This is a genomic window from Flavobacterium sp. FG68 (genome assembly GCF_057808895.1).
In genome coordinates this window covers 1-8752 of record NZ_JBMDIY010000061.1, presented here as the reverse complement: position 1 = coordinate 8752, position 8752 = coordinate 1, and the positions used below count along the sequence as shown (strand labels likewise).

General features: G+C 35.9%; 5 protein-coding genes. 4 read left to right on the top strand and 1 reads right to left on the bottom strand.

What is annotated here, in order from left to right; translation table 11 throughout:
• The 3 genes from ACODSB_RS23695 to ACODSB_RS23685 form a co-directional block, all read left to right on the top strand.
• On the top strand, nt 1-4706 hold a 4706-nt coding region (locus ACODSB_RS23695), incomplete at its 5' end, for a T9SS type B sorting domain-containing protein (RefSeq protein ID WP_488938847.1).
• A gap of 50 nt (nt 4707-4756) precedes the next feature.
• On the top strand, nt 4757-5668 hold the full coding sequence (locus ACODSB_RS23690) for a PorP/SprF family type IX secretion system membrane protein (RefSeq protein WP_488938846.1): 912 nt from the start codon (nt 4757-4759) through the stop codon (nt 5666-5668).
• 9 nt (nt 5669-5677) lie between these two features.
• Nucleotides 5678-7681, top strand: coding sequence for an OmpA family protein (locus ACODSB_RS23685; RefSeq protein ID WP_488938845.1), 2004 nt, complete (start codon nt 5678-5680; stop codon nt 7679-7681).
• A gap of 50 nt (nt 7682-7731) precedes the next feature.
• Here the strand turns inward: ACODSB_RS23685 and ACODSB_RS23680 are convergent, their stop codons facing one another.
• Nucleotides 7732-8070, bottom strand: coding sequence for a hypothetical protein (locus tag ACODSB_RS23680; protein ID WP_180855865.1), 339 nt, complete (start codon nt 8068-8070; stop codon nt 7732-7734).
• 67 nt (nt 8071-8137) lie between these two features.
• On the opposite strand from ACODSB_RS23680, the gene ACODSB_RS23675 reads away from it, so the two are divergent.
• Nucleotides 8138-8407 carry a helix-turn-helix domain-containing protein gene (locus tag ACODSB_RS23675; protein WP_235991975.1) on the top strand — a complete coding sequence of 90 codons (270 nt, stop codon included), beginning with the start codon at nt 8138-8140 and terminating at the stop codon, nt 8405-8407.
• Nucleotides 8408-8752: the final 345 nt, after the last annotated feature.

The following is an 8752-nucleotide window of genomic DNA, read 5'->3' as shown; positions in this document are numbered from 1 at the left end:
CAGTAATCGATGCAGTTACAGAAACAACGACATCAGTAAACGGAAATACGGGCGGCACAACAGCAGCTTTAACAGCAAATGATACCTTAAACGGAAACCTGGCTGTGATCGGAACTTCAGCAGGACAGGTAACATTAACAGCGATCAGTGTTCCGGCAGGATTAACACTAAATACGAACGGAACAGTAACAGTTGCTGCGAATACTGCATCAGGAACTTATGATGTTGAGTACAGCATCTGTGAGGTTACTAACCCGACAAACTGTGATACCGTGATTTCAAAAGTTGTGGTGACTGGAGGAGTATTAGTTGCTAATACCGATGTTATCGGATCAATTACATCAACAAATGCATCTCAAACATTACCATTAAATGTATTTGATAACGATACTAAAAACGGAACAGCATTAGTTCCATCAGATGTAAATCTGACTACGACTACTGTAGACCCGACAGGATATTTAGTTCTAAACCCAGACGGAAGTTTAACATTAGGTGCAAATGCTCCGGCAGGCACTTATCAGTTGACTTACACAATCTGTGAGAAACTAAACCCATCAAACTGTAGTTCAAACACAGTAAGTGTAACAGTAGGTGTACCAGTAATCGATGCAGTTACAGAAACAACGACATCAGTAAACGGAAATACGGGCGGCACAACAGCAGCTTTAACAGCAAATGATACCTTAAACGGAAACCTGGCTGTGATCGGAACTTCAGCAGGACAGGTAACATTAACAGCGATCAGTGTTCCGGCAGGATTAACACTAAATACGAACGGAACAGTAACAGTTGCTGCGAATACTGCATCAGGAACTTATGATGTTGAGTACAGCATCTGTGAGGTTACTAACCCGACAAACTGTGATACCGTGATTTCAAAAGTTGTGGTGACTGGAGGAGTATTAGTTGCTAATACTGATGTTATCGGATCAGTTACATCAACAAACGGATCTCAGACATTACCATTAAATGTTTTTGATAACGATACTAAAAACGGAACAGCATTAGTTCCATCAGATGTAAATCTGACTACGACTACTGTAGACCCGACAGGATATTTAGTTCTAAACCCAGACGGAAGTTTAACATTAGGTGCAAATGCTCCGGCAGGTACTTATCAGTTAACTTATACTATCTGTGAGAAACTAAACCCAACAAACTGCAGTTCAAACACAGTAAGTGTAACAGTAGAGGCACCTACACCAACACCGGTAATTGACGCGGTAACAGAAACTACGGCAGCCATTAATGGAAACCTTGGAGGTACAACAGTATCATTAATAACTAACGATACATTAAACGGAAACCCGGCGGTAATTGGCAGTTCAGCAGGTCAGGTAACATTGACTGCAGTAGGAACGCTTCCGACAGGATTGACATTAAACGCAGACGGAACCGTAACAGTTGCGCCAAATACACCGGCAGGAACTTACGATGTTACATACAGCATTTGTGAAATTACAAATCCAACAAATTGTGATACCGTAATCTCAAAAGTTGTGGTGACAGCAGGAGTATTAACAGCAAACCCTGATGTTATCGGATCAGTTACATCAACAAACGCACCTCAGACATTACCATTAAATGTTTTTGATAACGATACTAAAAACGGAACAGCATTAGTTCCATCAGATGTAAATCTGACTACGACTACTGTAGACCCGACAGGATATTTAGTTCTAAACCCAGACGGAAGTTTAACATTAGGTGCAAATGCTCCGGCAGGTACTTATCAGTTGACTTATACAATCTGTGAGAAACTAAACCCATCAAACTGCAGTTCAAACACCGTAAGTGTAACAGTAGGAGCACCGGCACCAACACCAGTAATTGATGCAGTAACTGAAACTACAGCAGCAATCAACGGAAACCTTGGAGGCACAACAGTATCGTTAATAACTAATGATACGTTAAACGGGAACCCGGCTGTGATTGGAACTTTAGCAGGACAGGTAACATTGACTGCAGTAGGAACGCTTCCGACAGGATTGACATTAAATGCAGACGGAACGGTAACTGTTGCGCCAAATACACCGGCAGGAACTTACGATGTTACATACAGCATCTGTGAGATCAGTAACCCAGCAAATTGTGATACAGTAATCTCAAAAGTTGTGGTAACAGGCGGAGTATTAACTGCAAATCCTGATACAATTGGATCAGTTACATCAACAAATGCATCTCAGACATTACCATTAAATGTTTTTGATAACGATACTAAAAACGGAACAGCATTAGTTCCATCAGATGTAAATCTGACTACGACTACTGTAGACCCGACAGGATATTTAGTTCTAAACCCAGACGGAAGTTTAACATTAGGTGCAAATGCTCCGGCAGGTACTTATCAATTAACTTACACGATCTGTGAGAAACTAAACCCATCAAACTGCAGTTCAAACACCGTAAGTGTAACAGTAGGGGCACCGACACCAACGCCGGTAATTGACGCGGTAACAGAAACTACAGCAGCAATCAACGGAAACCTTGGAGGCACAACAGTATCATTAATAACTAACGATACGTTAAACGGAAATCCGGCTGTGATTGGAACTTTAGCAGGACAGGTAACATTGACTGCAGTAGGAACGCTTCCGACAGGATTGACATTAAATGCAGACGGAACGGTAACAGTTGCACCAAATACACCTGCAGGAACTTACGATGTTATATACAGCATCTGTGAGATCAGCAACCCAACAAATTGTGATACAGTAATCTCAAAAGTTGTGGTAATTAGTGGAGCACTATTACAAGCGATTGATGATGTAGTAGGATCTGTAGTTGGAGTAAATCATCCTCAAACCATTATTAATGTTTTTGATAATGATAAAAACAACGGCTTACCAGTTGCAGCAAATGACCTTAATCTTTCAGTTGTAACTCCAGATCCAACAGGATTCTTAACATTAAATCCTGACGGAACAGTTACATTGGGAGCAAATGCACCAAGAGGAACATATGAGTTGACATATCAAATTTGTGAAAAACTGAACCCAACAAATTGTAGTTCGGCTTCGATTAAAGTAACAGTTGATGAACCAACAATGACAGTAACAGCAAGCAGTTATTGTTCAAATAACGTTCCTTATGTGAAATACAATGTCGTGGCAGATAATTTTACACCAACTAATTTATTAACGATTCAATGGATCGATAGTGCAAACAATGTAGTAGCAACTCAAACTAACTTACCATTAAACGGAGATATATTATGGCCGGGTGCAACTATTGACGGCAGCGGAAACGGAACAGACTGGCCGGGATGGGTAAATACAAACGGTCAATGGACAGAAGCTGCTGATGGATTTGAGAAAACAAGACCAGGGGTTACAATGGTATTCTCATTAAACCCAACAGTTAGTGTGCCGGTAAATTATCCAGCAGCTACGGGAGATTGTAATGCAAGACCAACTTTTGCTATCCAAGCAAATAATGATACAGCAGGACCAATCGATGTTAGCAAAGGAGAAACTTCTGGTATAAATGTATTTAATAATGATACGCATAACGGAGCACCAGTTATTCCAGCAAACGTAATTTTAAGTACAGTTACTCCAGATGCTAATTTAACTTTAAATGCAGATGGCACAGTTGGTATTAAACCTGGAACACCAACAGGAACTTATCACTTGACGTATCAAATATGTGATGCTTTAAGTTCATCTAATTGCAGTCAGGCGGTTGTAACTATTGAAGTCTTGAATACAGTTATTCCAGTTACACCAACTAAACCAATTGTTGCAAACAATGACGGAGTAATATCGGTTGATGGAATTAATGGTTCTCTTGAATTCATAAATGTTTTAGATAATGATTTATTAGACGGATTAGCAGTTAATCCTGCAGACGTTACTATTTCAAATACATCTGGAAACAACAACTTTGAATTTAATGCAGACGGAACCGTAAATGTAAAACCAAATACACCAGGCGGACCTTATGATATTACATATGAAATTTGTGAGAAAGCAGCAACGACAAGAAATTGTGTTTCAGCAACATTGACAGTTTTTGTTGAAGTTCCGGGAATTGCAATTGTTAAAACAGCAGTCTTCAATGATGATAATGATAACAAAATTGCAAATGCAGGTGAAACAATTACATACAAATTCGAAGTAACAAACACAGGAAATGTACCGTTAACAGGAATTACAATTTCAGATCCGCTGCCGGGAGTAATCGTTTCAGGACAAGCTATCAGTTTAGCAGTTGGCGAATCAAATGATACAAACTTTACAGCAGTTTATAAAATAACACAAACAGATATCAATAACGGAAAAGTTACAAATCAGGCAAGTGTTAAAGGAAGCAGTGCAAAAGGAGTAGTAGTTGAGGATCTTTCAGATAATGATGGAATAAACGGAGACAAACCTACTGTGATAACATTAAATGGTTGTGAAATTGACGTTAAGAAAGGTTTCTCTCCAAATGGAGATGGTAAAAATGAGCGATTCTACATTCAGGGAATAGAATGCTACCCAGATAATACAGTAGAAATCTACAACCGTTGGGGAGTATTGGTTTTCGAAAAATCTGGATATAACAATGAAGACAGAGTATTTAAAGGATATTCAGAAGGGCGTACAACTATGAAACAATCAGAAGGATTGCCGGTAGGAACCTATTTCTATATTCTAAAATATAAAGACAGCGGTTCAAACCCTCACGAAAAATCAGGTTATTTATATATCAATAAATAAAAATTACAAACGGCTTAGTACAAGCTAAGCCGTTTTTAAAACTCTTATAAATGAAAAAATTAGGCTTAATTTTCATGTTTTTTACAATTGTGTGTTCTGCTCAGCAAGATTCTCAATTCACACAATATATGTATAATACAATCGAAATCAATCCGGCATATGCAGGTTCGCGCGGCGTATTAAGTGCTTTCGGTTTATATCGTACACAATGGGTTGGACTTGACGGAGCGCCGGTAACAAGTACTTTTTCAGTAAATACACCTCTGGACAATAGTAAATTAGGATTAGGGGTTTCGCTGGTAAATGATAAAATCGGACCAACGACAGAAAACACCCTGTCTGCAGATTTGTCTTATAGTATTCCAACTTCAGAATCCTTTCAACTTTCATTTGGTATCAAAGCAACAGCCAATCTTTTTAATCTTGATGCAAGTAAATTAAGCTACGAAGATCAAAATGATGAAATGTTTCAGGATTTAAGAAACAAGTTTACGCCAAATATTGGAGCCGGAATTTACTGGCATTCAGATCGTGCTTATTTAGGATTATCAGTTCCAAATTTTATCGAAACAAATAGATACGATGATAACGATGTTGCCATCTTCAAAGAAAAAATAAACTACTATTTCATGGCAGGTTATGTTTTCAATTTAGATCGTTTAGAATACATAAAATTCAAACCGGCATTGTTAACAAAAATGGTAGAAGGAGCACCTTTGCAGGTAGACGTTTCAGGAAACTTTATGTTTAATGATAAATTTGTTGTAGGTCTTGCTTACCGTTGGAGCGCTTCTGTAAGTGCAATGGCAGGTTTTCAGGTTACAAGAGGAATGTATGTAGGATACGGTTATGATCATGAAACCACACGTTTACAAAAATACAATTCAGGATCACATGAAATTTTCCTTCGTTTTGATTTCTTCAATAACTACAGCAAACTAACTTCACCAAGATTCTTTTAATATTTAAATATGAAGATGAAAAATTTAATTTATTCCTTTTTGTTCTTTTGCCTTTTCATCAATGCAAATGCACAAACTGCCAGTATAAAAAATGCAGATCAAAAATATGATAATTACGCTTACGCGGATGCTATAAAAGCGTACGAAAGTTTATTAAAAAAAGGAGTTAAAGAAGAAAGAATATTTCAAAGACTTGGTAATTCCTACTATTTCATAGGAGAATTAGAAGAAGCCCTAAACTACTATCAGGAATTATTTAATTTAAATGAAAATCAGGAAGCAGAGTATATGTACAAATATGCCCAATGCTTAAAATCAATAGGAAGTTATCGTAAAGCAGATGAAGTTTTAGAAAAATTCAGCCAAAAAGCACCTTCAGATAAAAGAGCCATTTTGTTTTTAAAGAACAAAAGTTATCTGGAAGATATCAAAGCAAATTCAGGCCGATTTGATATTGCTGATGCCGGAGTTAATTCAAAAGATTCAGATTACGGAAGTACAATTTTAGACAATAAATTAGTATTTACATCTGCAAGAGATACTGGTGCGATCATCAAAAAGAATTTTAAATGGACAAATAAAGCCATTTCGACATTATATACAGTTGAATTAAATGCTGACGGAAGTATCGAAAAACCTGTATTATTTCACAAAAAGAACTTAAAAGTAAACTTCAACCAGTCGACTCCGGTTTTTACAAAAGACGGACGAACCATGTATTTTACCAGAAACAATTCTGTAAACGGTAAAAGAAGACAAAACGAAAAGAACATTACGCTTTTAAAACTTTATAAAGCAGTTTTAATCGATAACGAATGGAAAGAAGTTCAGGAACTTCCTTTTAATAGTGACGAATACAGCGTGGCGCATCCAGCCTTAAGCCCTGATGAAAAAACATTATACTTTGCATCAGATATGCCGGGAACACTTGGCCTTTCGGATATATTCAAAGTAAGTATAGCAGCCGATGGAACTTTTGGAACACCAGAAAATTTAGGCCCGGAAATTAATACAGAAGGAAGAGAAACATTTCCTTTTATTTCAGATGAAAACGAACTTTATTTTGCCAGCGACGGAAGACCAGGTCTAGGCGGACTTGATATTTATGTTTCAAGAATAACTAAAGAAGGTTTATTTGATGAAGTATTAAATGTTGGAGAACCAGTAAACAGTAAGCAAGACGATTTTGCTTTTATAATTAATAGCAAAAACAGAAACGGATTTTTCTCTTCAAACAGAGTAAACGGCCACGGACTTGATGATATTTACCGTTTTACAGAAAACCGAAGATTAATCTGCGAGCAGCAATTATCAGGAATCGTTACAGATCAGGAAACAAACGAACCACTTTCAAATGTTAATTTGATTTTATTTGATGAATCAGGTAAAACTGCTGTTGAAACAAAATCTGATGCAAACGGAAATTATGCTTTCGCCGATGTAAGATGCGGAAAAAAATATTTCATCAAAACATCAAAAGAAGATTATTTGTTTAAAGAAGTTTCTATTGCACTAAAAAAAGCAACAGGTTCAACTACGCTGCCAATAGCTTTAGAACAGAAACCAAAACCAATTGTAAAAGCAATGCCGGTTGTAATAAAAGGCAACTCTATCAAATCAGTTAAAGTTAACATTACAATAGGAACCGATTTGGTAAAACTTTTAAACATACCAATGAACTTTTTCGATTTAGGGAAAGCAACAATTAAAAAAGAATCAGAGCCTAAACTGCAAAAAATTGTTGATATACTAAAACAATATCCAAACATAAAAATAGATATTCGTTCGCATACAGACAGCCGTTCATCATCAGAAAGCAATCAAATTTTATCAGATAAAAGAGCACAATCTTCTAAAAACTGGCTGGAACAAAAAGGAATTGATGGAAGCCGTTTAACAGCAAAAGGATACGGAGAAACGCAGCTGGTAAATAAATGTGCCGATGGTGTAAAATGTACCGAGAAAGAACATCAGCAAAACAGACGAAGCGAATTTATAATTACAAGTATGTAATTTTATAATATAAAAAAAGCCCTTTTCAAATCCAGAAAAGGGCTTTTTATTTATGAATTAATGTTGCTAGGTTTTTCAATTAACATCTCACTAATTTCACTTAAAAACTCAAATTCATCTAAAGGAAACATTTCTAAAACGGTTTCTAAAACTAGAGACACATTAACGGGATTTTTATTTGTTTCCGAAATTTTATCTGCTTGTTGGTCTAATGTCAAAATGCACATTTTTAACATATTGGTTATAACGCAACCAAGTTCAAAATAATTTATAAATTTAATTTGAGCGACATTAGTTTCGGTATTATCATCACTGTGTTTTAATGTGCTGAGATATCGATTAGCTAATTTTTTGAGATGAGTTAAATTTTTAATTTCATTGGTTTCCATAATGGTGATTTTGTGTTTTTTAGATAAAAATCAAATGTACGAAAAACTTTAAATAACATATTATAGTATGTTAAAAAGAATAAATAGAAAACGCAAATTGTCCGAAATTAAAAGACAAGTGGATAACTCAGAAGATTTAAAGCGTTTAGGAGCTAGAATTAAAGAGCTTAGAACAGCTAAAGGATTATCACAAGCCAAGCTAGGATTACTGATATTTAAAGATCAGCAATCTATACACAAAGTTGAGGCAGGTGAATTCAATCCTACATATATTTATTTGCTTGCATTATCTAAAGGTTTGGGAATTTCAATAAAAGAACTGTTAGATTTTGAATAAGCTTAAACTTCCAACTTAAATTTTTATATAATCCCTACGGGATATTTTTGGATTGGGATTTCTTTTTTTTCTACCGATATTTAACTCCTAACGGAGTATTTCTTAAAAATTTATATTCGGTTTTGTCATCATTCAATATTTCGTAGAAATTATATATCGGTAGCCATTTCAAAATATCGACACATATTTTGTCCCGTAGGGACTATACGTTTAATATTGTTTCATATCTCCCTACGGGAAATTGTTTGGGTGGAAATTTCTTTTTTTTCTACCAACCAATTACTCCTAATGGAGTATTTCTAAAAATTTAAATTCGGTTTTGTCATCATTTAATATTTCGTAGAA